The 22,254-nt window shown below is 66.3% G+C and carries 22 protein-coding genes and 1 pseudogene; 17 read left to right on the forward strand and 6 right to left on the reverse strand.

The features are described from left to right. The first annotated feature begins 60 nt into the window (after positions 1-60). Genes C722_RS0107235 through C722_RS0107245 form a run of 3 tightly spaced genes read left to right on the forward strand, consistent with a single transcriptional unit; the run spans position 61 to position 2,155 of the window. Positions 61-774 (forward strand): hypothetical protein, encoded by a 714-nt coding sequence (locus C722_RS0107235; protein WP_026083705.1) that lies wholly within the window; start codon positions 61-63, stop codon positions 772-774. After that, complete coding sequence (locus C722_RS0107240; protein WP_017639861.1) at positions 771-1,184, forward strand: phage holin family protein; 414 nt, start codon at positions 771-773, stop codon at positions 1,182-1,184. The genes C722_RS0107235 and C722_RS0107240 overlap by 4 nt, the downstream gene beginning before the upstream one ends. Next, complete coding sequence (locus C722_RS0107245; protein ID WP_017639862.1) at positions 1,181-2,155, forward strand: DUF3618 domain-containing protein; 975 nt, start codon at positions 1,181-1,183, stop codon at positions 2,153-2,155. The genes C722_RS0107240 and C722_RS0107245 overlap by 4 nt, the downstream gene beginning before the upstream one ends. Before the next feature lie 97 nt (positions 2,156-2,252). On the opposite strand, the gene C722_RS26420 is transcribed toward C722_RS0107245, so the two are convergent. Further along, on the reverse strand, positions 2,253-2,405 hold the full coding sequence (locus C722_RS26420; RefSeq protein ID WP_017639863.1) for a hypothetical protein: 153 nt from the start codon (positions 2,403-2,405) through the stop codon (positions 2,253-2,255). Between the two features lie 67 nt (positions 2,406-2,472). Then, positions 2,473-3,453 carry an aldo/keto reductase gene (locus C722_RS0107255; RefSeq protein ID WP_017639864.1) on the reverse strand — a complete coding sequence of 327 codons (981 nt, stop codon included), beginning with the start codon at positions 3,451-3,453 and terminating at the stop codon, positions 2,473-2,475. A gap of 112 nt (positions 3,454-3,565) precedes the next feature. Here C722_RS0107255 and C722_RS0107260 point away from each other — a divergent pair, with 112 nt between their 5' ends. The 6 genes from C722_RS0107260 (at position 3,566) to C722_RS0107285 (ending at position 10,805) form a co-directional block, all read left to right on the forward strand. Beyond that, complete coding sequence (locus C722_RS0107260) at positions 3,566-4,480, forward strand: LysR family transcriptional regulator (protein ID WP_017639865.1); 915 nt, start codon at positions 3,566-3,568, stop codon at positions 4,478-4,480. Between the two features lie 70 nt (positions 4,481-4,550). Then, a complete protein-coding gene (locus tag C722_RS0107265; protein WP_017639866.1) occupies positions 4,551-6,284 on the forward strand; it encodes an OPT family oligopeptide transporter in 1,734 nt (577 codons plus the stop codon). Between the two features lie 219 nt (positions 6,285-6,503). Next, entirely contained in the window at positions 6,504-7,784 is a 1,281-nt protein-coding gene (locus tag C722_RS0107270; RefSeq protein ID WP_017639867.1) for an MFS transporter, read from the forward strand. Between the two features lie 135 nt (positions 7,785-7,919). After that, on the forward strand, positions 7,920-8,978 hold the full coding sequence (locus tag C722_RS0107275) for a phosphorylcholine phosphatase (protein WP_017639868.1): 1,059 nt from the start codon (positions 7,920-7,922) through the stop codon (positions 8,976-8,978). Between the two features lie 58 nt (positions 8,979-9,036). Continuing rightward, positions 9,037-9,567 (forward strand): glycine cleavage system protein R, encoded by a 531-nt coding sequence (locus C722_RS0107280; RefSeq protein ID WP_017639869.1) that lies wholly within the window; start codon positions 9,037-9,039, stop codon positions 9,565-9,567. 80 nt (positions 9,568-9,647) lie between these two features. Then, on the forward strand, positions 9,648-10,805 hold the full coding sequence (locus C722_RS0107285; RefSeq protein WP_017639870.1) for an AAA family ATPase: 1,158 nt from the start codon (positions 9,648-9,650) through the stop codon (positions 10,803-10,805). Positions 10,806-10,837: 32 nt separating this feature from the next. Here the strand turns inward: C722_RS0107285 and C722_RS0107290 are convergent, their stop codons facing one another. The 3 genes from C722_RS0107290 to C722_RS0107300 all read right to left on the reverse strand — a co-directional run bounded on the left by C722_RS0107290 (position 10,838) and on the right by C722_RS0107300 (position 13,989). After that, positions 10,838-11,326, reverse strand: a complete 489-nt coding sequence (locus C722_RS0107290; protein WP_017639871.1) for a UPF0158 family protein — start codon at positions 11,324-11,326, stop codon at positions 10,838-10,840. A 78-nt stretch (positions 11,327-11,404) separates the two neighbouring features. After that, positions 11,405-12,805 (reverse strand): sugar porter family MFS transporter, encoded by a 1,401-nt coding sequence (locus C722_RS0107295; RefSeq protein ID WP_017639872.1) that lies wholly within the window; start codon positions 12,803-12,805, stop codon positions 11,405-11,407. Positions 12,806-13,005: 200 nt separating this feature from the next. Further along, on the reverse strand, positions 13,006-13,989 hold the full coding sequence (locus C722_RS0107300) for a LysR family transcriptional regulator (RefSeq protein WP_017639873.1): 984 nt from the start codon (positions 13,987-13,989) through the stop codon (positions 13,006-13,008). A 95-nt stretch (positions 13,990-14,084) separates the two neighbouring features. Here C722_RS0107300 and C722_RS0107305 point away from each other — a divergent pair, with 95 nt between their 5' ends. The 6 genes and pseudogenes from C722_RS0107305 to C722_RS26965 all read left to right on the forward strand — a co-directional run bounded on the left by C722_RS0107305 (position 14,085) and on the right by C722_RS26965 (position 18,586). After that, positions 14,085-14,723 (forward strand): hypothetical protein, encoded by a 639-nt coding sequence (locus tag C722_RS0107305; protein WP_017639874.1) that lies wholly within the window; start codon positions 14,085-14,087, stop codon positions 14,721-14,723. Between the two features lie 35 nt (positions 14,724-14,758). Then, positions 14,759-15,529, forward strand: a complete 771-nt coding sequence (locus C722_RS0107310; RefSeq protein WP_017639875.1) for a 2OG-Fe(II) oxygenase — start codon at positions 14,759-14,761, stop codon at positions 15,527-15,529. Position 15,530: 1 nt separating this feature from the next. Then, entirely contained in the window at positions 15,531-16,172 is a 642-nt protein-coding gene (locus C722_RS0107315) for a LysE family translocator (RefSeq protein WP_017639876.1), read from the forward strand. A gap of 31 nt (positions 16,173-16,203) precedes the next feature. Then, complete coding sequence (locus C722_RS0107320; protein ID WP_037063379.1) at positions 16,204-16,533, forward strand: Arc family DNA-binding protein; 330 nt, start codon at positions 16,204-16,206, stop codon at positions 16,531-16,533. 208 nt (positions 16,534-16,741) lie between these two features. Beyond that, positions 16,742-17,887 (forward strand): annotated as a pseudogene (locus C722_RS26960) (methyl-accepting chemotaxis protein); the annotation flags it as partial. Beyond that, entirely contained in the window at positions 17,861-18,586 is a 726-nt protein-coding gene (locus C722_RS26965; protein ID WP_371099774.1) for a methyl-accepting chemotaxis protein, read from the forward strand. The pseudogene C722_RS26960 and the gene C722_RS26965, both read left to right, overlap by 27 nt. A 38-nt stretch (positions 18,587-18,624) precedes the next feature. Here C722_RS26965 and C722_RS0107330 read toward each other — a convergent pair whose 3' ends face one another. Continuing rightward, positions 18,625-19,209, reverse strand: a complete 585-nt coding sequence (locus C722_RS0107330) for a flavin reductase family protein (protein WP_017639879.1) — start codon at positions 19,207-19,209, stop codon at positions 18,625-18,627. Between the two features lie 173 nt (positions 19,210-19,382). Between C722_RS0107330 and C722_RS0107335 the strand changes: the two genes are divergently transcribed. After that, positions 19,383-20,075 (forward strand): hypothetical protein, encoded by a 693-nt coding sequence (locus C722_RS0107335; RefSeq protein WP_017639880.1) that lies wholly within the window; start codon positions 19,383-19,385, stop codon positions 20,073-20,075. Between the two features lie 61 nt (positions 20,076-20,136). After that, positions 20,137-22,146 (forward strand): DNA helicase Rep, encoded by a 2,010-nt coding sequence (gene rep / locus C722_RS0107340; protein ID WP_017639881.1) that lies wholly within the window; start codon positions 20,137-20,139, stop codon positions 22,144-22,146. Positions 22,147-22,254: the final 108 nt, after the last annotated feature.

A 22,254-nucleotide genomic window follows, 5' to 3' on the forward strand; every position in this document is an offset into this window, starting at 1 on the left:
GAACGGTCGCCGAGAGTTCTCTGCCGGCCAAGACAAGGTTCTGCACATAGGTACCAGCGTATGACGACGCCTCTCGATTCCGCTCAGGGACACCCCTCGCAGGCCAAGGACGGCTCTACGGCAGAAGCCCATCTGCACGACCTCAAGGAGGTCGCTCGGGACACGGTGCAAGACGCCAAGCAAGAAGGCGCTGCGCATTACGAACACTATCGCGATAGCGCGGCCGACCAGCTCGGCGCCATCGCCCAGAGCGCCCAGGCGGCCGCCGACGAACTGGAAGACAAGGACACCCTGGGCCTGGCGCACTATGTCAGCGACATGGCGCAAAGCCTGACCGGCCTGGCCGAGGACCTGCGCGGCAAGAGCGCCGAGCAGCTGCTGCACCAGGCCGGCACCCTGGCGCGGGACAATCCGGCCCTGTTCCTCACCAGCAGCATCGCCATCGGCTTTGGACTGTCGCGTTTTCTCAAGGCTTCCAGCCAGCCGGATACCGGCAGCAGCTCGCGCGTCAGCGGCCCCGACGAGGTGCCTTCGCTGACCACGCCCTCGGTCGCGGCGGAAAACGAACTGGCGGAGCCGGCGGCGGGTGCCGATGTCATCCACACCAACAACATTCCCAAGGGTCCTGACCTCCATACCCCGACCACGACCCGTGGTGGCGACCCCATCGGCGGCGCGGCGATCAATCCGGCGCGCAGCGACAGCAGCCTGAACACCGGTACCTCGTCCAGCCAGCTGGATCGACCCACCCTGAGCGGAGGCAAGCAGCCATGATCAACGAGAATTCCACTCCGCGCCCCACCGAAGGCGATACCTCGGTCGTCGGCCTGGTCAAGCAGCTGGTCCATGAGGTCCCGGCGCTGTTCACCAAGGAACTGGCGCTGGCCAAGGCCGAACTGGGCGAATCCCTGCGCACCACCAAGGCCGGTGTGGCCGGGGTCGCCGCCGGTGCCATCGTGCTGCTGGCCGGCTTCATCGTGCTGCTGATGGGTGTCGTCTACTTTCTCTCCCAGTACCTCACGCCCTGGGCCGCCGCCCTGCTGGTGGGCGCCGTGGTCATGGTGATCGGCTTCATCATGCTGCAGTCGGGCAAGAAGCAATTCGAACCGTCCCACTTCACCCCTGATCGCACCGTCAACAGCCTGCAGAAGGACAAGGACGCCGTACGGAGAGCCGCACAATGAGCATCACCGACCAGATCGATCAGGAATCCAGAAAGAATCCCGAGGAACTCGAACGCGAGATCGACCAGAAGCGCGGACACATCGAAGACCTGGTGGGCGCGCTGGAAAGCCGCCTGTCGCCCGGCCAGCTGTTCGACCAGGCGCTGTCCTACACCAAGGGGCACAGCGGGGAGTTCGCCCATAATCTGGGCAACACCCTCAAGGCCAATCCGGTCCCGGCGGTGCTGACCTCGGTGGGTCTGCTGTGGCTGGCCCTGGGCCAGAACCGCACCCCGGCGCCGGCCGCGCCGGGCACCCCGCTCAAGGACAAGCTGACGGGGGCCATGGATTCAGTGGCCAGCAGTGCCGGCCATACCCGTGATTCCCTGAACCGCGGCAGTCACGACGTACGCGACAAGGTGACCGGCCTGGGCGAAAGCGTATCGGCCAAGGCCTCCCAGACGGGTGAGCGCTTGAGCGATACCGCGGCTCAGACCAAGGACGCCCTGGGCGCCCAGGCGCAACAGCTCAAGGGCACCTTCGATACCCTGCTGCGCGAACAGCCGCTGGTGGTAGGCGCACTGGGCATCGCCCTCGGTGCCCTGCTGGGAGCCTCGCTGCCGCGCACCGAGACCGAGGATCGCACGCTGGGCAAGCACAGCGACAAGCTGACCGCCAAGGCCAAGCAGGCGGCGAGCAGCGGCTACGAGCAGGTCAAGGCAGCGGGGCGCGACGTGGCGAGCGATGCGCACCAGCCCCGTCATGACCGGGATCAGCACGCCGGTACAGGACCGTCGCCCAGCCACCTGGTTAACGATCCCGACGCGGGCGTCGAGTCCATGGCGGGCTCCCCAACCGCTGGCACCGGCAGTACCCTGGGAGCCACTCAGGCGACCGCGGGCATGAACGTCGGTCGTACCGCTGCCCACGGCAACACGCCTGGTGCCGTGGGCGACGAGAGCGGCATGGCCACCCCGCCGCGCAGCGTCTAACCCGGCAAGACTGCCGGGGTCAGCAAAGGACCCCGGCCACAAACAGCAAAGGCGCACAGGTCTGGCCCGTGCGCCTTTGCTCGTTTCAGTACTCGCCTCAGTAACCCGGATCCGGATTTTCCTTGGGCTGCTCGGGCCGCTTGTCGTTCTGCGGGCGCTGTTCTTCACCGCCCTGATTGAGTTCCTTGTGGGTCTCGCCGACCTTGCCGGCGTTTTCCGGCTTATGGTCGAGATCGTCGCGCTTGGCCATGATGCTCACCTCTTGTGGCTGAGTAGGTTAGGCAACGGCGCGAGGCCAGGGTGCCCGCGCCGGCAGATCAACGTAAGGGCGGCGCCATGAATTCCGGGCCCACCGGATCCTTGACGTGTTCGGCGAGGAGGGCGTCGATGGCCGCCAGGTCCTCGGCGGACAGCTGCCAGCCAAAGGCCTCGTCCAACCCCTGCAGCTGCTCGGGCTTGCGCGCACCCCAGAGGGCGATGGTCGGCCCCTGATCGAGGATCCAGCGCACCGCCAGGGCCAGCACCGACTTGCCATGACGCTCGCGGGCGAAGGCGGTCAGGGCCTCCACCGCGGCCAGGTACTGGGCGAAGCGCGGGGCCTGGAACTTGGGATCGCCCTGACGCAGGTCGTCGCCGTCGAAGCGGGTCTCGGCGTTCATGCGTCCGGACAGCAGCCCGCGACACAGGGCGCCATAGGCCAGCACCACCAGACCGTGACGCTGAGCATAGGGCAGCACATCGGTCTCTATGGCGCGCTCGAAGAGATTGTAGGGCGGCTGCACGGTGGACAGGTTGGCGAACTGGCGGAAGGCTTCCAGCTGCTCGGGCGAATAGTTGCTCACGCCAATGGCGAGGATCTTGCCCTCCTGGCGCAGGCGCTCCAGTTCACGCGCGGTTTCCTCGTGGGGTACCTGGGGATCGGGCCAGTGCACCTGATAGAGGTCGATACGATCGGTGCGCAGGCGCCGCAGGGAATCCTCCACCTCCTGGCGGATGCGCGCGGCGCTGGCGTTACGACGCACCTCTTCGTTGGGCCATTCCAGGGCCACCTTGGTGGCGATCACCGCCTGGTCGCGGATACCTTCCAGGGCCTTGCCGACGATCTCCTCGGAACGACCGAAGCCGTACACCGGGGCGGTGTCGATCAGGTTGATGCCGCCTTTGACGGCGCCACGGATGGTCTCGATGGAGCGGGCCTCGTCGGTACCGCCCCACATCCAGCCGCCAATGGCCCAGGTGCCGAGGCCGATACGGGAAACAGGGGTATCGATACCGGGGATGCGCAGGGTTTCAGTCATAGGGAGCTCCAGGCGAAGACGCCAGTCGGAAGAGTTAGCCTTGTGAGGCTAATTCAAAAGGCGTTGAATGGGGCTCAACGAACTCTTGATCCTTATCGCGTGAGGGTTGTGCATGCCAACGCTGAACCGCGGCGAACTGGCCGATCTCAACGTCTTCGTCGCCCTGGTGCGCCGGCGCAGCTTTCGCCAGGCCGCCATCGAACTGGGCGTCACCACGTCGGCGCTGAGCCATGCCCTGCGCCAACTGGAGACCCGCCTGGGGGTCAAGCTGCTCAATCGCACCAGCCGCTCGGTGGTGCCGACCCTGGCCGGCGCGGCCTTGGCGGAAAAGCTCGAACAGGGTTTCACCCTCATCGGCGAGGCCCTGGGCGAGCTGGACCAGCACCGCAACGCCCCGGTCGGTCGCCTGCGCCTGAGCGTGCCGCGGGATGCGGCGCGCCTGCTGGTGACCCCGACCCTGCCTCGGCTACTGGCGGCCTATCCGCAACTGCAGCTGGACATCAGCGTCGAGGATCGTCCGGTGGACATCGTCGCCGACGGCCTCGATGCCGGCATCCGCTATGGCGACACCGTGCCCCAGGACATGGTCGCCCTGCCGCTCACCGACGAGTTGCGCTGGATCGTGGTGGGCGCCCCTGACTACCTGGCCCGCCACGGTCGGCCGCAGCGGCCGGACGATCTCGTCGAGCACCGCTGCGTGCGGCTGCGGCTGGGCAATGGCGCCCTCTATCGCTGGGAACTGGGCAGCGGCGCCACGACCCGCACGCTGGACGTGCCGGGCCCGCTCACGGTCAACGAGACCGAGACCTCGATCCAGGCCGCCCTCGATGGCCTGGCCCTGGCCTACTGTCTGGAATGGCGGGTGGCCACGGAGCTGCGCGACGGCCGCCTGGAGCAGGTACTACCGGACTGGGCCTCGCCCGGTGCGCCCCTGTGCATCTACTACCCGAGTCGGCGCCAGCCCCCGCCAGGGCTGCGCCAGTTGATCGAGGCGGTGCGGCAGACCTGGATCGAGCGGCATCCCTGAACGGGCGAACCAACCGGCGCGGAGTGAGGTCCCCTGACCACGCCGTGATCGCCTGACCGAGGAGGCCCCCTTGCCCGCTGCCAACGCCGCCGCAACCGACCTGCCGCTGCCCGTGGAACGCGAACTCAGTCCGCGGGCGCTGCTCACCGGCGCGCTGCTGGGCATCCTGCTGACCCCGGCCAACGTCTATGCCGGGCTCAAGATCGGTTGGTCGTTCAACATGTCGATCATCGCCCTGCTGGTGAGCTACGGCCTCTGGCATCGCCTGGGCCGCCGGCTGCAGCAACCGGGCTGGACGCTGCACGAGAGCAACATCAACCAGACCGTAGCCTCGGCGGCCGCCAGCATCGTCTCCGGCGGGCTGGTGGCGCCCATCCCCGCCTATACGCTGCTGACCGGCCAGGAACTGCCGACCCTGCCGCTGATGGGCTGGGTGTTCGCGGTGAGCTTTCTCGGCATCTGGGTGGCCTGGTATCTGCGCCCCCTGCTGCTGGCCGATGCCAGTCTGAGATTTCCCGAGGGCCTGGCCACCCTGGAGGCGCTGCGCCAGGTCTATGCCAGCGGCGCCGAGGCCCTGGCCCGGCTGCGGGTGCTCCTGGGCGCCCTGACGCTGTCGGCGGCGGTCAAACTGGTGGACACCTTCGCCTGGATGCTCCCGCGAGCGGCGCCTTCGCCCGCGCTGGAGCGGCTGACCTTCAGCTTCGATCCCTCGCTGCTGCTGCTCGGCTTTGGCGGCATCATCGGCCTCAGGGTCGGGCTGTCGCTGCTATTCGGCACTCTGCTGGCCTGGGGCGGTGTAGCGCCCTGGCTGCTGGCCAGCGGCGTCGCCGCGCTGCCGGCGGACGCCAGCGGCCCGCAATACGCCTTCCTGGTGCAATGGCTGCTCTGGCCGGGGGTGAGCCTGATGGTCAGCGCCACCCTGGCTTCCCTGGCGGTACGGCTGATCACCCTGCCGCGCGGCGAACGGCAGCGCCAGGGCTGGCAGCGACCCCGTGCCTGGCCACTGGCGCTGTTGCTGGTGGCGGCTCTGCTGGTGGTGGTGCTGCAGGTGCGGCTGTTCGGCATCGATCCCTGGCTGGCCCTGCTCGCCCTGCCCCTGGCGCTGTTTCTCGCCGCCATGGCCGCGCGGGTGGTGGGCGCCACCGGCATTCCCCCCATTGGCGCCATCGGCCAGCTGTCGCAGCTGACCTTTGGCCTGGCTGCCCCTGGCCAGGTCAACATCAACCTGATGGGCGCCAACACCGCCGGTGGCGCGGCTGGCCAGAGCACCGACCTGATGAACGATTTCAAGGTCGGCCAGGCCATCGGCGCCACGCCCGCCAAGCAGGTGGTGGCTCAGTGCCTGGGCATCGCCCTGGGCGCGGTGACCGGGGTGCTCACCTATCGGCTGCTGATTCCCGACCCCCAGGCGCTCCTGCTCAGCGCCGCTTGGCCGGCACCGGCGGTGGCCCAGTGGAAGGCGGTGGCGGAAACCCTGACCCAGGGCCTGGGCGCCCTGGATGACGCCATGCGCCTGGGCATCGTCCTGGGTGCCCTGGCCGGCGTGCTGCTGGGCCTGGCCGAAGCCCTGCTGCCTACCCGCCACGCGCACTGGCTGCCCAGCTCTGCAGCCCTGGGCCTGGCCTTCATCCTGCCGGCCTCGGTGTCGCTGATGATGACCCTCGGCGCCCTGCTCACCGCCCTGGTGCGCTGGCGGGCGCCGCGCCTGGCCGAGCGCTTCGCCCTAGCGGCCGCGGCGGGACTCATCGCCGGGGAAAGCCTGGCCGGTGTCGGGGCGGCCTTCTGGCAAATGTTCGCGTCCTGAACTGCGACATCTTGTCAACTGGACAATAATTTCCAGACGTAATGTCGCGAAGCTTTCAATAACCTTTCAAACCCATGAAATTCGGGGGTTGCGGTCCGATTCAGCTTGCCAGTGCGCTTTTGCAACACATAAGGTTACAAATAGTGCGACCCACCCATGAGAGGTCTGGGCGCCTTGCGCGAGCTGTCTCCATAACAAACCCAATCCGAGCTAGCAGTCATGGCCACCACCTCGAAAGCCAAATCCGTGTTCCGCGTCGTCAGCGGAAACTTCCTCGAAATGTACGACTTCATGGTCTATGGCTTCTATGCCACGGCCATCGCCAAGACCTTCTTTCCCGGCGATAACGAACTCGCCTCCCTGATGCTGTCGCTGGCCACCTTTGGCGCCGGCTTCCTGATGCGTCCCCTGGGGGCCATCTTCCTCGGCGCCTACATCGACCGGCACGGTCGGCGTCACGGCCTGATCGTCACCCTGGCGCTGATGGCCCTGGGTACCCTGCTGATCGCCGTGGTGCCGGGCTATGCCACCCTCGGCGTCGCCGCCCCGCTGCTGGTGCTGCTCGGCCGCCTGCTGCAAGGCTTCTCCGCTGGCGTCGAACTGGGCGGCGTGTCCGTCTACCTGTCGGAAATCGCCACTCCGGGCCGCAAGGGCTTCTTCGTTTCCTGGCAATCCGCCAGTCAGCAGGTCGCGGTGGTCTTCGCCGGCGTGCTGGGCGCGCTGCTCAACCACTGGCTGTCGCCCGCCGAGATGGGTGAATGGGGCTGGCGCATTCCCTTCCTGATCGGCTGCCTGATCGTGCCCTTCCTGTTCATGATCCGCCGCTCCCTGGAAGAAAGCCCGGAATTCGAGGCACGCAAGCATCGCCCGACCTTCCGCGAGACCATGACCTCCATCCGCCAGAACTTCGGCGTGGTGCTGGCCGGTGTGGCCATGGTCTCCATGACCACCGCCTCCTTCTACCTGATCACCGCCTACACCCCGACCTTCGGCAAGCACGAGCTGAACCTGACCGCCCTGGACAGCCTCATCGTGACCGCCTGCGTGGGCGTGTCCAACTTCATCTGGCTGCCGGTGATGGGCGCCCTGAGCGATCGCGTCGGCCGGCGTCCGCTGCTGATCTTCGCCACTGTGTTGGCCATCCTCACCGCCTACCCGGCGATGATCTGGCTGACCCACGCCCCGGGCTTCTCGCGCCTGCTGATGGTCGAGCTGTGGTTGTCCTTCCTCTATGGCACCTACAACGGTGGCATGGTGGTAGCCCTGACCGAGGTGATGCCGGCCCATGTGCGCACCACCGGCTTCTCCCTGGCCTACAGCTTGGCCACCGCGACCTTCGGCGGCTTCACCCCCATGGTCTGCACCTGGCTGATCCAGGAGACCGGCAACAAGGCCGCCCCCGGCATGTGGCTGACCCTGGCCGCCGTGCTCGGCCTGGTCGCGACCCTGACCCTGTTCAAGGGCAACGCCCAGCCGCGCTTCAAGGCCGCTACCGCCTGAGGAGGTTGTCGCAGAGCGGCACGTTGTGCCGCTCTCGCATCCGGACAGGTCGTCCCTCACCCTGATCTGTAACAGCTTTTTGCTAGGGTTGCGGCAGGCGACCGCACTGGGCGGTCGCTGTGCCGGAGCCCGCCGATGCCCATCCTTCCCCGCCTTCTCGCCGGTCTGGCCGGTGGTCTGCTGTCGCTGACCGCCGCTGCCACCGAGCTGACCCATTGGCCAGCCGACGCCGCCCGCCAACTCGATGCCCTGATCGCCGCCAATGCCAATAAGGGCAACTACGCGGTGTTCGACATGGACAACACCAGCTATCGCTACGACCTGGAGGAAGCCCTGCTGCCCTTCCTGGAAATGAAGGGCGTGCTGACCCGCGAGACCCTTGATCCTTCGCTCAAGCTGATCCCCTTCAAGGACGTCGGCGGCCACCAGGAAAGCCTCAACAGCTACTACTACCGGCTCTGCGAGATCGATGACCTGGTCTGCTATCCCTGGGTCGCCCAGGTGTTTTCCGGTTTCACCCTGCAGCAGCTCAAGGGCTATGTCGACGAGCTGATGGCCTACGGCAAGCCGATCCCCGCCACCTACTACGGCAAGGACGATAAGGTCGAGACGGTGGAGATCAATCCACCCAAGCCCTTCACCGGCCAGCAGGAGCTCTATCGCAAGCTGATGGAGAACGGTATCGAGGTCTATGTGATCAGCGCCGCCCACGAAGAGCTGGTGCGCATGGTGGCCGCCGATCCGCGCTACGGCTATGGCGTCAAGCCGGAAAATGTCATTGGCGTCACCACCCTGCTCAAGGACCCGGCCACCGGCGCCCTGACCACCGCCCGCAAGCAGATCGCCGAAGGCAAGTACGATCCCCAGGCCAACCTGAGGCTGCAGGTCACCCCCTACCTCTGGACCCCGGCCACCTGGTTCGCCGGCAAGTACGCGGCCATCCTCACCTACATCGATCCCTGGAAGAAGCCCATCCTGGTCGGCGGCGACACCCCGGTCAGCGACGGTCCCATGCTGTTCCAGGGCGTGGACGCCGCCAAGAACGGCATCCACCTGTGGATCGACCGCAAGGCCAAGTACCGCACCCAGATCGAGGCGATGATGAAGAGCAACGCCGAGGGCCAGGCCAAGGCCAGCGTAGCGGTCAACGCCGACCAGCACTGGGTGATCGTCAAACCCGAAGACATCCAGTAGGCCCGCGCTCCAGGGCGGGCTAGACTCGGGGCTCTCTCTGACTGCCCTGGAGCCCACCATGGAACACCTGGTCCTGACCGTCATCGCCCCCGATCGCCCCGGTCTGGTGGAAGCCCTGGCCGACTGCGTGGCCGCCCAGGGCGGTAACTGGCTGGAAAGCCGCATGGCCCATCTGGCCGGCCAGTTCGCCGGGATCCTTTCGGTGGAAGTGGAGCCGGAATTGCGCAATGGCCTGGTGGAGGCCCTGCAACAGCTGGCCATTCCCGGTCTGCGCATCCTGGTCGGCGAACCCGGCCAGCCGGCTGCGGTGGGTGCGCCGCTGGTGCAGCTCGACCTCCTGGGCAACGACCGCGTCGGCATCGTCCGCGACATCACCCGGGCGCTGCATCAGGTCGGGGTCAACGTCGAACGGCTGTCCACCGAGACGCGCCCGGCCCCCATGAGCAGCGAGGTGCTGTTCCATGCCACCGCCCTGCTGGCACTGCCGGCGGACCTGGCCCTCGAAACCCTGCAGGCCCATCTGGAAACCCTCACCGACGACCTGATGGTGGAGCTCAAGCTCTATCGGCACGGACATGACCAGCACTAAAGTAGGCTTCAGGGCAGCGATCTATAAAGATCTATAAAGATCTATAATCGACTTTAATCGCCTTGAATTGGGAGTTGTCGATGCCCGAGCGTTTCTATCACCGACACGCCATGGCTACTACCTATGCTGCCAAGATCATGGCAGACCCGCCGCATCCCGGTCTGTTTTTGGCGGCGCCACGGCGAACCGGCAAGACCACCTTCATGCGGGAAGATCTGGCGCCCGCACTCCAGCTCGCAGGTGCCGAGGTGATCTACGTCGATCTCTGGTCGAATCGACAGACTGATCCGGCTGAGTTGATCAATCAAGCGGTTCAGGTTGCCATCGAGCGCAATCTTGGTCTGATCGCCAAGCTGACCAAGCAAAGCGGCGTGGTGAAACTCAAGGTGGGTGGGGTCGAGATAGATACCGGCAGCATTGGCAAAGCCAAGGGCGTAACCCTGGCCGCTGCGCTGGCAGCGCTTTCCGACAGTCTCGGCAAGCCGATAGTGCTCATTATCGACGAAGCTCAGCATGCCGTGACCACAGCGGCTGGCAGCAACACGCTCTTCGCCCTCAAGGCGGCTCGCGACGAATTGAACGGCTCACACCATCACGGCCTGAGACTTATCTGCACCGGTTCCAGCCGGGACAAGCTGGCAATGCTCAGAAACAGCCGCGACCAAGCCTTCTTCAATGCGCCGCTGGTCAACTTCCCCCATCTCGACAGAGGCTATGTGGACTGGTTCTGCGCGCAGTCCAGGCTCGATTTCACCCTTGATCCAGAAGTAGTCTGGAGTAAATTCGTCGAAGCGGGCTATCGCCCCGAGGCATTGCAAGCGGCCCGTGAGTTACTCGAATACTCAATGATCGATGATGCTGCAGTGGGCAATGTCGCTTTTGCTGAAGCCGTCGACGAGCACGTGCGAGAGATGTCCGAGAGCGCTCTAGCCGTGATTCGCAGCCTCACACCGATTCAAGCGGCCGTACTGAAGGTGATGGCGGTCCAGGGCAAGGACTATGCGCCTTTCGAATTGGCAACTCTTGGCAAGTACGCAGAAATGCTACAGCTCGCCGGTATGAGCGAGGCCCAGGCCCAGGAGGCCGCCTACGCGCAGAACGTACAGCAGGCCCTGGCTGCTTTGCAGGAAAAGGCATTGATCTGGAAAGCTGAGCGCGGCGTTTACGCCATCGAAGAGCAAGGACTGCCGGACCTCATGCGTAGCGCCGGCATGCTGCCGGACGCTTCGTCAAACTAAGGGTGTTCAGCTGACCATCGGGGCGGCAAGCCCTATCGCCCCTGCCCCTTCTCCAACCGCCGCCGGATGCCTTCGGGCATGTCTTCCGGCAGCGGCATCCGGCCATCCGCCGGCAGGGCCTCCAGGCCAGCTTCGTCCAGCAGCACCAGCAGTTCTTCCTTGAGGCGACTCAGGGCGAAGGCCTGCCAGGCGTCGCGTACCGAGGGGAAGAGCTCCAGCTCGTAGTCGAAGGTGCGGATCGGCCGCCGGCTCTCCAGGGCAGCGCGCAAGAGTGGCTGGGCGTGGGGATGACGCAATTGGTGCAGAAAGGCTTCGCGCAGCTCCAGGCGGTCGTCCTGGGTCAGCCGCGGCAACGGCAGGTAGCGTTCGGGATCTTCCAGTTCCTCGCGCTCTTCCAGACTGAGGTCGTCCGGGTCGAGCAGGCGCAGGGCGCCGCTTTCGAGATCGAGGAAGTGAGTACCTCGCTCCCGGCTGTCGAGGGCGGCAGCCAGTAGCTCGAGGTCGAGGGTCAGGGGGCGCATGGCAGGACTCCGGCACAGGCGAACAGGAGCGGAGATAGAGCTCCGCTCCTGTTGCGACCCTAGCACCGGAGCTCGCGTTCAGCCCTTCCGCTGATAGGGAAAGAAGCGCCGTTCGCGCAGGTCGTGCTCGATCTGCTCCAGGCTCTTGCCCTTGGTCTCCGGTACCAGGCGCCAGATGAACAGCAGGGCCACCAGGGAAATGCCGGCATAGAGCCAGAAGGTGTGGGCGGCGCCCAGCTGGGTCACCAGGCTCAGGGTGGTGAGGGTCACCAGCAGGTCGAAGCCCCAGTGGCTGAAGGCGCCGACGCTGGCGCCCTTGCCGCGCACGAACAATGGATAGACCTCGGCGTTGATCAGCCAGATGCAGACGCCGAAGCCGCCGCAGTTGAGCATCAGGTAGGCGGCCAGGCAGGCCACCACCGTCCAGCGCTCGACCTCGGTCTGGGGACCGGCACCCTGGAACAGATAGCCCATGATGGCCAGGGCGATGATGGAGCCGGGGATCAGCGTCAGCAGGTAGCGACGACGACCGATGCGATCCACCAGGAAGCTGCCGACCACGGTCATGATCACCACCAGGATGGTGCTGCAGCCGGTGGCCAGCACCGCGGTCTGGTCGGAGAAACCGGCCTGGGTGAGGATGGTCGGTGCGTAATAGATCAGCGCGTTGTTGCCGGTGATCTGCGAGAACATGGCGATGCCCGCCCCCACCAGCAGCGCCGGTCGCACCCACGGCGAGAACAGATCGCTCCAGCTGCCCTCCGGCGCGTTGCTCACGGTCTTGATCTCGGCCAGTTCGGCCTCGGCCGCGGCCTTGCCACCGCGCACCCGTTCCAACACGGCCAGGGCATCCTGTTCACGCCCCTTGACCAGCAGCCAGCGCGGACTCTCCGGCAGCACCGCCATGCCCGCCAGCAGGATCAGCGCCGGCACCAGGCCGAGGCCGAACATCCAGCGCCAGTGCTCGTCCAGGGCGAAGCCGGTGAAATAGGCCACGGTGATGCCGAACACCACCATGAACTGGAACAGCACCACCAGCTTGCCGCGGTGCTCCGGCGGCGCCACCTCGGCGATGTACACCGGGATGATCTGGGTGGAGCTGCCGGCCGACAGGCCGAGCAGGAAGCGCGACAGGATCAAGAGGGTGACGTTGGGCGACAGTGCCGAGAGCACCGACCCCAGGGCGAATACCAGGGCCACGCCGATGATGGTCTTGCGCCGGCCGAGCCGATCGGAGATCGGGCCGGTGCCGAGGCAGCCGAACAGGGCGCCAAAGATGATGGCGCCGGTCACCAGCTGCTTGACGGTGTCGTCCATGGCGAATTCGCGGCCGAGGCCGAGCAGGGCGACGCCGATGATGCCGGTATCGTAGCCGAACAGCAGGCCGCCCAGGGCGGCGATCACGGCGATGAGCACGACCAGCCCCTTGCGCGGGGTGGCCGCCACGGGAGTGGCTAGCGAGGGTGAAGAAGCGAGCATGGGAAATCCTTTCTTGTTTTGCCAGGGCAAGGATCGCGGCAGCGGCCAGATCCACCCGCGCGGGCGGGCCGTGGGGGAGCATGGCCCAGGGAAAAGCACGATGCGGCAGGCAGAGAAACGTTAGGTGAATCGTTTCACCTAATGATGCCAGTTGTAACAGGACTTGTGAAAAGCATCACGAAAGGCGGATCGGCAGCGCCCTAGCTGCCGATGGTCAATTCCTGGAAGCGCTGCTCGGGCAGCGCGGCCGCGCCCTGCCCCGGGCGCAGCGCCTGATCGCCCAGGCGCTCGACCAGGAAGTCGATGAACACCTTGAGCTTGGGCGGCAGGTGGCGCGTCGCCGGATAGAGCAGCCAGGCGCCACCCTGGTAGTGCGGCAGAAAGGACCACTCCGGCAGCACCTGGACGATCTCGCCGCGGGCCAGGGCCGCCTGAGCGGTGAACAGCGGCAGGCTGCCGATACCAATGTGGTTGAGCACCGCGTCCAACCGTACCCCGGTGTGGTTGGCGGCGTAGCGCCCGCGCACGTTGACGTGAACCACCTTGGCGCCCTGGCGGAATTTCCAGCGCGAATCGGCCGGCTCTTCCGCCAGGTAGATGCAGCTGTGCCCAGCCAGGTCGCGCGGGTGCGCCGGCTGGCCGTGCTCGGCCAGGTACTGCGGCGTGGCGCAGAGCAGGTGCTCGATGGTGAGCAGCTGGCGACCCACCAGCCCAGGCGGCGGGCGGTCGGTGATGCGGATGGCCAGGTCGACGTTCTCGTCAATCAGGTCGACCTGGCGGTCTTCCAGCAGCAGTTGCACGTCCACCGCCGGGTAGCGGCGCAGGAACTCGGCCATGTGCGGATGGATCACCGTGCTGCCCACCGCCTTGGGCACCGACAGCCGGACGATGCCGGCCGGTGCCTGGTTGAACTGACCGCTGACCTCCAGTACCGCCCGGGCGGCGCCAACCATGTCGCTGCAACGCCGATAGACCTCCTCCCCCGCCTCCGACAGCCGCAGCTTGCGGGTGCTGCGATTGAGCAAGCGGGTACCCAGGGCCTTCTCCAGGCGCGCCACGCTGCGACTGGTGGAAGACGGGGTCAGACCCAGCTGGCGGGCCGCCGCAGAAAAGCTGCCGCTCTCCACCACCCGCACGAAGATGGCCATCTCGCTGAACAGTGGCAGGGGAAGATTTATGCTCACAGCGCAAAATTCCTTTGGAGAGAGGGTGGATTATCACCCTTGCGCGCACTCTTTAGAATGAGGACGTTTCTCGTTCTCCAAGAGTAGTAAGACGAATGACCGAGCGCCTGTATTTCCTGAGCGACAGCCTGATCGCCGAGGTCGAGGTCCACGCCTGTAGCGCCGCCGAGGAAGGCTATGTCGTCGAACTGCGCGCCACGCCCTTCCATCCCCAGGGCGGAGGGCAACCCAGCGACACGGGCTGGATCGGCACTGCCGAGGTGACCCGGGTGGTCCAGGACGGCGAGCGCATTCTGCACCACACCAACCGTCCCCTGGCGCCGGGCCGCGTGCTGGCGCGGGTCGACGAAGGCCGCCGCCTGTTGCATTCGCGGCTGCATTCCGCCGGGCATCTGCTCGGCCACATCGGCGAGACCCATGGCTGGAAGCCGGTCAAGGCCCATCACTGGCCGGGTGAAGGCCGCATCGAATTCGTCCCGGGCGAGGAAACCGTCGCGCTGGACGCCGAATCCCTGCAGGCGCACTTCGACGCCCTGGTGGAAGAAGACTTGCCGCTGCAGATCGAGGTGCAGGCCGACGGCCAGCGCCAGGTGCGCTTTGGCGAGGATGTGGCGCGCTATGCCTGCGGCGGGACCCATGTGCGCTCCCTGCGCAGCGTCGGGGCCTTGAGCGCCCTGGGCGTCAAGGAAAAGAAGGGGCGCCTGCTGGTGAGCTACGACATGGCTGGCGCTTGATCCACCGCCCACCTCACCCGTCGAAAGGAGGCGCCATGCTGCTCGAACTCGACGCTCTCGACACCGAGAGCCTGCTCCGTCTCACCGAAGAACGCCTGCTGGCCGTGCGTGTGCGCCGCTTCGTGCCGCGCCCGCTGGCCGACGACCTCGGCCAGCAGATCCTCGGCAACGGCTTCGCCACCTATACCAATGCCCCCAGCATCGGTCGCATCGGCATGGCGTTCTACGAGGCGGAACACCAGCGCGCGCAGATGGACGACTATTTCGCCAGCGTCGCCAGCAACCTGGAAGAATTGCGCAGGCGCTGCCGCCCCTACCTCAATCCCATCGACCTGGTGCGCTGCACCCTCGACGAGGTCTGGCCCGCCGGCGCCCACCTGCAGACCCTCTGGGGCCGCAAGATGTACGTCGGCCTGTCGCGGGTGGTGAAGCCCGGAGTGCGCTTTCTCGCCCACCACGACATCTTCGCCAAGGACGCGCCGGGCAGCGAGGAAGCCGAAAGCCTGGTCGCCCAGCTGGCCTGCAACGTCTACCTGACCATGCCCAGCCTGGGCGGCGAACTGCAACTCTGGTCGCGCGAGCTGTCGCCGGAGGCCTTCGACGCCCTGCGCGGCGACAGCTACGGCATCGAGCCCGACCGCCTCGGCCCACCCTGCCTGACCCTCCGCCCCGAACCGGGCGATCTGATCCTCTTCAATTCCCGCCGCATGCACGCCGTGACCCCCGGCAACGATCAGCCACGCCTGTCGCTGTCGTGCTTCGTCGGCTATCGCGGGGCGGCCGAACCCCTCACGTACTGGAGCTGACATGTCCCCCTACCTGAGCGAATTCCTCGCCCTGGCCACCATCCACTTCCTCGCCGTACTGGCGCCGGGGCCGGACTTCGCCGTGACCGTGCGCCAGAGCGTGAGATTCGGCCGCCTGATCGGTCTCTGCACCGCCCTGGGCATCGGCGCCGGCATCTCCGTGCACGTGCTCTACACCCTGCTCGGCATCGGCGCCCTGATGCACGCCACGCCCTGGCTGCTGGGGGTCGCCAAGGTGGTCGGCGGCGCCTACATCCTCTGGCTGGGCTTCAACCTGATCCGCAGCAAGCCCACCGCCGCACCGCTGGACGACAGCCAGTGGCAGCAGGCCGACCTGCAGCGGCAGTCACCCGGCAGGGCCTTCCTGACCGGCTTCCTGACCAACGCCACCAATCCCAAGGCCACCCTGTTCTTCCTGGCCATCTTCACCACCGTGGTCAGCGGCAGCACGCCGCTGACCGTCCAGGGCCTCTATGGCCTGTGGATGTGCGCGGTCAACGCCGCTTGGTTCGCCCTGGTCAGCCTGCTGTTTTCCAGTCCACGTGTTCGCCAGACCTTCCTGCGCCTGGGCCACTGGTTCGAGAGAACCATGGGCCTGGTGCTGGTTTTCTTCGCCGGTCGACTGCTGTTGTCGGCGCTTTGACGTCAGCCACCCCGTTTTTTGGAGGTCCGCCATGCCTTACGTCCACCGCGCTCCCGCTGGAATCCCCACGGAAAAATTCGTCGTCCGCCTGCCCGATGGCATGCGTGAACGCATCGCTGCCGTGGCCCGCTCCCATCGCCACAGCATGAACACCGAGATCGTCGCCTGGCTGGAACGCAGCCTGGTGCAGGATGGGGTTCTGGAGCAGCAGCAGGGCGAAGCGGACGACGACCTGCTCAATGCCAGCGAGCAACTGCTGCTGCAGCGCTTCCGCCAGCTCAACGAGCGCCAGCAGAAGGCGCTTATCTCGGTGCTGGAACTGGAATTGCCAGTGCCCGTGAACAGCCGCGAAACCGCCTGACGGCGTCCGGCGCCACCGCCGGTCGGCAGCAGGCCGCTAGCCTGGCGACCGGCCCTGACGTGCGGCTTTCAAGTATCGATCGGGACGGCCGATGAAGGGGGTCTTCGACCTCTCTTCCGGTACTCCCATGTCTGTTTCCAAAGCCTCCTGGCTGAGCAATCTCGGCATTTCCAAGAAGCTGGCCCTGGGCTTCGGCGCCCTGCTGGTCATGGTGACGGTGGTAGCCCTGTTCGGCTATCTCACCGCCAACACCCTGCTCGATCGCATCACCAAGACGCGCTACAGCGGTGAGCTCAAAGCCCACATTCTCAACGTCAGGATCGACGAGAAGAACTACCTGCTCGATCCCAGTGCCGCCAGCGTCGCTCGGCAGCAGACCGATCTGGCCGTGGTCGCGGAAGATGTCGCCAAGGGCCTGAGCTTGCTGAGCAACCCGGCCAACGTCGCCATCCTGCACAGCATTCAGCAGGAGATGAAGACCTACCAGGAGCGCTTCACCGCCCTGCAGCAGTCCAATCAGACCAGCGCCGAGGCCCAGAAGGAGTTGACCCGGGTCTCCGATAACGTCACCGAGACCTTCGACCAGTTGTTCGACCTGGTCTTCGCGCCGGGTGGCAGCTACAGCACCGCCGACCTCAAGGCCGTGGCCGAGATGAAGGCGCAGATGGTCGGCGTGCGCCTGGCCATCCGCCGCTTCCTCGGCACCCCCGACGACAGCAAGTCCCAGGCGACGCTCAAGGTCATCGACGGCTTGCTCCAGACCCTGGCCAGCGCCCAGAAGCAGATCGATGGCGACACCGCCGCCCGCCTCTACAGCGCCACCCAGGACGTGACCCGCTATCGCGCCTTCTTCGAATCCATCGTCGCGCAGAATCGCCAGGCCCAGGCCACGGTCGCCAGCCTGCAGGAGCAGGGCAACAAGCTGGTGCAGTTGCTGGATCAACTGGGCGAGGGCCAGCTCAAGTCCGCCGCCGCCGAACGCCAGGCCGCCCTGTTCAAGCTGTTGCTGACCAGCCTGATCGCCCTGCTCATCGGCATCGCCGCCGCCTGGCTGATCGCCCGCCAGATCACCCAGCCGCTGGCGACCGCCATGGCCATGCTCAAGCGCGTCGCCGCCGGCGACCTGACCCCGAGCGACGCGGTGACCCGCCGTGACGAACTGGGCGAATTGCAACGCACCACCCAGGCCATGGCCGCTGACCTGCGCCAGCTCGTCGGTGGCATCGCCAGCGGCGTGGGGCAACTCAGCAGCGCGGCCGACGAACTCTCGGCCTTTGGCGTCCAGACCAGCCGTGGCGCCACCCAGCAGCGTGACGAGATGCACCAGGTGGCCACCGCCATGAACGAGATGGCGGCCACGGTGCACAACGTGGCGCAAAACACCGCCAACGCCTCCAGCGCCGCGCAGAACGCCGACAACATGGCGCGCGAAGGCAGCCGTACGGTCAAGCGCGCGGCCCAGGAAATCACCCTGGCCGCCGAAGAGGTGCAGGGCCTGGGCGCGGCCATGGAGCGCCTGGACGCCGCCAGCGGTCGCATCGGCAGCGTCATCGACGTGATCAAGGCGATCGCCGAGCAGACCAACCTGCTGGCGCTCAACGCCGCCATCGAAGCGGCCCGCGCCGGCGAACAGGGCCGCGGCTTCGCCGTGGTGGCCGACGAGGTCAGGTCCCTGGCGCAGCGGACCCAGGAATCCACTCAGGAAATCGGCGAACTCATCGCCACCCTGCAGCAGGGCACCACCGAAGCCAGTGCGCGCATGCAGGCCAGCCGTGACCGTACCCTGGGCACCGTGACCCTGGCCCAGGACGCCGAGCGCGCCCTGGACGTCATCTACCAGACGGTGGCGGAGATCCAGAGCCTCAACCAGCAGATCGCCACCGCGGTGGAAGAGCAGAGCCTGGTAGCCGAGGAGATCAACGGCAACGTGGTCAAGGTCAGCGGCCTGGCCGAGGAGTCCGCCACTGCCAACGCCCATGCCGCGGCCTCGGTCAACGAACTGGCCCGCCTGGGCGGCGATCTGCAGCAGATGGTCGCGCGCTTCCGCGTCTGACCCCGGACCCGACGACGCCAGCGCTGGCGTCGTCCGACTCAGGCCTTGGGCGTGAGCAGCTGTCCCTGGATACCGTCGCCGATCACCAGGAAGTGACCACCGGCGACGTGATGCAGGGTGCGCAGGCTGTCCTGACCGCGGAAATCCCAGCGCCCCTCGCGAAACACCCGGGTATCGGCCCGGGCGGCGACCACCTCGCCAAGAAACAGGTCGTAGCCCTGCTGGTTGTGCGCCTCGGGCAGCACCCGGCATTCCAGCCAGGCCACGCAACCGGCGATCAAAGGCGCACCGACCCTTTCACCCGCCAGCGTCTCGATGCCGTAGGCGGCGAACTTGTCCAGCTCCCGGCCAGTGGTATTGCCCACCGTCTGCACCAGATCCACCTGGGCCGCGCAGGGCACGCTGAGCACGAAGCTGCCCTCGGCTTCCAACAGTTCGCGGGTCCAGGTCTGCTTGTCCAGCACCACCGCCACCTTGCCCGGCTCGAAATCCACCGCCATGGCCCAGGCCGCGGCCATGACGTTGCGCCGGCCGTCGTGAGCGGCGCTGACCAGCACCGTGGGGCCATGGTTGAGCAGCCGATAGGCCTTGGCCAGGGGCACGGCGGCAAGGGTCGAATTCATGGATGGACTCCGGTGGGAAAAGCCCCAGGGTAACGCAGCCCTTGCCGTCCGGCGCCGAGCGGGGAAAAAATTGCCGCTTTGCATTGCGCTCGCCAAACGCCGGGAGACATCAGGGGTCTATCGCCCACTCCCGGTATGGGATCGACAAGAAACCTGCGTTAAGGATGACCGCTATGCCCACCTGCCTGGCTCGCTCCCTTCTGCTGCTCTGCGCCTGCTATCTCGGCCTGCCGCTGGCCCATGCCGAGAACGCCAAACCGCCGCACAGCGCCCCGGCCACCCAGCCGCTGCTCTCCAGCTCCATCAACGACTTCAGCAACGAAGACTGGGATCGCGGTGTGCTGCGCCGCGTGGCCGGTCTGACCATTCCCGCTACGCCAGCCAACGTCGAGGGCTTCATCAGCGGTCGTCAGGCGCAGCTGGGCGACGGCGAGTGGCGTGCCATCACCGATGTCCAGCGCGTCGGCGACAATCTGGCAGTGTTCCTTGAGGGCAAGCCGCTGGATGCCGAGACCGTGGGTTATCCGCGGCGGCTGACGGTGGATGACGCCCCCGGCACCGGTCGGCACCTGCAGCGCCTGCCGGGGCGCTTCAGCACCCCGATCAACGACTTCACCAACCAGGATTGGCTCAAGGGCGTCTACCGCAAGGCCGCCGGCATTTCCATCCCGGTCACCGAGCGCAATCGCGAAGAATTCAAGACCGGCGCCATCGTCCGCCTGGCCGACGGCCAGGACTATGCCGTCACCTACGTCAACGAATTCGGCCGCAGCATGGCGGTGTTTCTCGACAGCCCGGCGCTGCCCGGGGAGAAGTACGGCTATCCGCGCCAGCTGACCTTCGTCGCGCCACCGCCCAAGCCTTGAGACCGAGGCGGACCGGCGCTGGTAGAATCCCCCGCCCAGCGTCGTCACCCCTCGGTCCGCCATGTCCAAGCTCAACCCCCGCCAGGCCGAAGCCGTGGCCTACATCAGCGGCCCCCTGCTGGTGCTGGCCGGCGCCGGCTCCGGCAAGACCAGCGTCATCACCCGCAAGATCGCCTACCTCGTACAGCAGTGCGGCATCCGCGCCCAGTACATCTGCGCCGTGACCTTCACCAACAAGGCGGCGCGGGAGATGAAGGCGCGGGTGGCCAGCCTGCTCAAGGCCGGCGAAGGCCGCGGCCTGACCGTCTCGACCTTTCACAACCTCGGGCTGAACATCATTCGCCGCGAGTACGTGCATCTGGGCTACAAGCCGGGCTTCTCCATCTTCGACGAAGGCGACATCAAGGCGCTGCTCACCGACATCATGCAGAAGGAGTACCAGGGCGACGACGGCCTGGACGAGATCAAGAACTACATCGGCAACTGGAAGAACGACCTCATCCTGCCGGAAGAGGCCTTGGAAAAGGCGCGCACGCCCAAGGAACAGACCGCTGCGGTGGTCTACCTGCACTACCAGCGCACCCTCAAGGCCTATAACGCAGTCGACTTCGACGACCTCATCCTGATGCCGGTGAAGCTGTTCCAGGAGCATCCCGAGGTGCTGGAGCGCTGGCGCAATCGCATCCGCTACATGCTGGTGGACGAATATCAGGACACCAACACCAGCCAGTACCTGCTGGTGAAGATGCTGGTGCAGGAGCGTGCCCAGTTCACCGTGGTGGGCGACGACGACCAGTCGATCTACGCCTGGCGCGGCGCGCGGCCGGAAAACCTGATGCAGCTCAAGGACGACTTCCCTTCGCTCAAGGTGGTGATGCTGGAGCAGAACTACCGCTCCACTAGTCGCATCCTCAAGTGCGCCAACGTGCTCATCGCCAACAATCCCCATGTGTTCGAGAAGCAGCTGTGGAGCGAGATGGGCCATGGCGATCCGATCCGGGTGCTGCGCTGCAAGAACGAGGACGGCGAGGCCGAGCGCATCGCCCTGGAAATCCTCACCCTGCACCTCAAGACCCAGCGGCCCTACGCGGACTTCGCCATCCTCTATCGCGGCAACCACCAGGCCAAGCTGATGGAGCTCAAGCTCCAGCACCACCAGATTCCCTACCGGCTCTCCGGCGGCACCAGCTTCTTCGCCCGCCAGGAGGTCAAGGACGTGATGTCCTACCTGCGCCTGCTGGTGAATCCGGACGACGACAACGCCTTCCTGCGGGTGATCAACGTGCCACGTCGGGAGATCGGCTCCACCACCCTGGAAAAGCTCGGCAACTATGCCGGCAGCCGCGACCTGTCGATGTACGCCGCGGCCGACGAGATCGGTCTGGGCGAGCACCTGGACGCCCGCTTCACCGAGCGCCTGGGGCGCTTCAAGCGCTGGATGGATGGCGTGCGCCAGAACTGCGCCGGCGAAGATCCCATCGGCGCCCTGCGCAGCATGGTGATGGACATCGACTACGAGAACTGGATCCGCCAGAACGCCAGCTCCGACAAGGTCGCCGATTTCCGCATGGGCAACGTCTGGTTCCTCATGGATGCGCTGAAGAACATCCTGGAAAAGGACGAGGACGGCCAGATGACCATCGAGGACGCCATCGCCAAGCTGGTCCTGCGCGACATGCTCGAACGCCAGCAGGAGGAAGAGGAAGGCGCCGACGGGGTGCAGATGATGACCCTGCACGCCTCCAAGGGCCTGGAATTCCCCTATGTGTTCATCATGGGCATGGAGGAAGAGATCCTGCCGCACCGCTCCAGCATCGAGGCCGACACCATCGAGGAGGAGCGCCGCCTGGCCTACGTGGGCATCACCCGCGCGCGCCAGACCCTGGCCTTCACCTACGCCACCCGGCGCAAGCAGTACGGCGAGCTGATCGACTGCACCCCCAGCCGCTTCCTCGACGAGCTGCCGCCCGAGGACCTGCAATGGGAAGGCCTGGAAGAAGCCCCCCAGGAGCAGAAGGCCGCCCGTGGCAATGATGCCCTGGCGGCGATGCGGGCGATGCTCAAGCGTTGAGGGGAAGGCCTTCACTGGGATCACCCTCACCCCAGCCCTCCCGGAGGGAGAGGGGGCGTCCGCAGTCACCACCGGGTTTCGCCATACGCCGATCAGTCCCTTCTTCCC

Origin of the sequence: Pseudomonas sp. 313 (genome assembly GCF_000316965.1) — a bacterium.
Lineage (GTDB): Bacteria > Pseudomonadota > Gammaproteobacteria > Pseudomonadales > Pseudomonadaceae > Chryseomonas > Chryseomonas benzopyrenica.

Bases quoted from the DNA above. Each gene is read 5' to 3' on its own strand.
- C722_RS0107235 (WP_026083705.1), top strand. From the start codon at position 61: ATGACGACGCCTCTCGATTCCGCTCAGGGACACCCCTCGCAGGCCAAG.
- C722_RS0107240 (WP_017639861.1), top strand. From the start codon at position 771: ATGATCAACGAGAATTCCACTCCGCGCCCCACCGAAGGCGATACCTCG.
- C722_RS0107245 (WP_017639862.1), top strand. From the start codon at position 1,181: ATGAGCATCACCGACCAGATCGATCAGGAATCCAGAAAGAATCCCGAG.
- C722_RS26420 (WP_017639863.1), bottom strand. From the start codon at position 2,405: ATGGCCAAGCGCGACGATCTCGACCATAAGCCGGAAAACGCCGGCAAG.
- C722_RS0107255 (WP_017639864.1), bottom strand. From the start codon at position 3,453: ATGACTGAAACCCTGCGCATCCCCGGTATCGATACCCCTGTTTCCCGT.
- C722_RS0107260 (WP_017639865.1), top strand. From the start codon at position 3,566: ATGCCAACGCTGAACCGCGGCGAACTGGCCGATCTCAACGTCTTCGTC.
- C722_RS0107270 (WP_017639867.1), top strand. From the start codon at position 6,504: ATGGCCACCACCTCGAAAGCCAAATCCGTGTTCCGCGTCGTCAGCGGA.
- C722_RS0107275 (WP_017639868.1), top strand. From the start codon at position 7,920: ATGCCCATCCTTCCCCGCCTTCTCGCCGGTCTGGCCGGTGGTCTGCTG.
- C722_RS0107280 (WP_017639869.1), top strand. From the start codon at position 9,037: ATGGAACACCTGGTCCTGACCGTCATCGCCCCCGATCGCCCCGGTCTG.
- C722_RS0107285 (WP_017639870.1), top strand. From the start codon at position 9,648: ATGCCCGAGCGTTTCTATCACCGACACGCCATGGCTACTACCTATGCT.
- C722_RS0107290 (WP_017639871.1), bottom strand. From the start codon at position 11,326: ATGCGCCCCCTGACCCTCGACCTCGAGCTACTGGCTGCCGCCCTCGAC.
- C722_RS0107295 (WP_017639872.1), bottom strand. From the start codon at position 12,805: ATGCTCGCTTCTTCACCCTCGCTAGCCACTCCCGTGGCGGCCACCCCG.
- C722_RS0107305 (WP_017639874.1), top strand. From the start codon at position 14,085: ATGACCGAGCGCCTGTATTTCCTGAGCGACAGCCTGATCGCCGAGGTC.
- C722_RS0107310 (WP_017639875.1), top strand. From the start codon at position 14,759: ATGCTGCTCGAACTCGACGCTCTCGACACCGAGAGCCTGCTCCGTCTC.
- C722_RS0107315 (WP_017639876.1), top strand. From the start codon at position 15,531: ATGTCCCCCTACCTGAGCGAATTCCTCGCCCTGGCCACCATCCACTTC.
- C722_RS0107320 (WP_037063379.1), top strand. From the start codon at position 16,204: ATGCCTTACGTCCACCGCGCTCCCGCTGGAATCCCCACGGAAAAATTC.
- C722_RS0107330 (WP_017639879.1), bottom strand. From the start codon at position 19,209: ATGAATTCGACCCTTGCCGCCGTGCCCCTGGCCAAGGCCTATCGGCTG.
- C722_RS0107335 (WP_017639880.1), top strand. From the start codon at position 19,383: ATGCCCACCTGCCTGGCTCGCTCCCTTCTGCTGCTCTGCGCCTGCTAT.
- rep (WP_017639881.1), top strand. From the start codon at position 20,137: ATGTCCAAGCTCAACCCCCGCCAGGCCGAAGCCGTGGCCTACATCAGC.